The organism is Vibrio sp. T20 (assembly GCF_007858795.1).
Taxonomy (GTDB): domain Bacteria; phylum Pseudomonadota; class Gammaproteobacteria; order Enterobacterales; family Vibrionaceae; genus Vibrio; species Vibrio satsumensis.
Window position 1 is genome coordinate 1 of the sequence record NZ_VFEB01000014.1, and the last position, 289, is coordinate 289.

Below are 289 nucleotides of genomic sequence, written 5' to 3' on the forward strand. Positions count from 1 at the left end.
GCAATCTTTGGCGTTACAAATCAGCGAGCGCTATTCCGATCTTGAGCTTTCCCTAAAGGCTCAAATTTCACAAAAGAGTCTATCCACACCAATAGACAAACTGAACTCTACTCAGCCCTACTCCGCATTCTCTAACAAGATGCAGAAAGCGGATCTTGGCTATCGCAAGATGAAAGGGATCAATAATTTCAGCGACTCTGTGTTAGAGATTCGCATGGCTGATGAAACGATGATTGAAGCTTGGAAGAATGGTGAAAACCCGCTGTTTGCATTTGAACCATCAGGCGAT

General features: G+C 43.9%; 1 protein-coding gene. It reads left to right on the plus strand.

The window, feature by feature from the left end; translation table 11 throughout:
• Window positions 1-289 (plus strand): DUF3103 family protein (locus FTW16_RS01400; protein WP_146489800.1); only part of this gene is annotated, 289 nt, incomplete at both ends.